The sequence below is a fragment of the Stenotrophomonas sp. STEN033 genome, assembly GCF_056856655.1.
In genome coordinates, this window is sequence record NZ_JBXFWM010000138.1 from 1 (window position 1) to 399 (window position 399).

The following is a 399-nucleotide window of genomic DNA, read 5'->3' on the forward strand; positions in this document are numbered from 1 at the left end:
GCCATCTTCGTAGGCTGCGACGTTTCCGTCGTAGCGAGCCGCCCATTATAGCCGGCTTTTCTGCTTCGTCAACACCTTTTTGAGAGGCTGTTGACTCGGCGGCTTCAAGGTTGAGCCCGAAGGCTTTTCGTCGAAGCGAGCCGCCTATTATGGCAGACTTTTTGTTTCCGTCAACACCTTATTTGATGAACTTGAGGTTCTTCGTGAAGTTGTTGAGCTAACCCAGGCTCAAAAACCCCTGGCTTACATAAAAAGACAAACCCCGCTGCGCGAGCAGCGGGGTTTGAGGATAAAAACCCTGACGATGACCTACTCTCGCACAGCTTAGGCTGCACTACCATCGGCGCGGCTGCGTTTCACTTCCGAGTTCGGGATGGGATCGGGTGGTTCCACAGCGCT

1 rRNA gene is annotated in these 399 nt (G+C 53.6%); it reads right to left on the minus strand.

The features are described from left to right. Positions 1-296: 296 nt before the first annotated feature. Positions 297-399: ribosomal RNA gene (rrf, locus tag AC1VXC_RS21110) — 5S ribosomal RNA — on the minus strand; the annotation flags it as partial.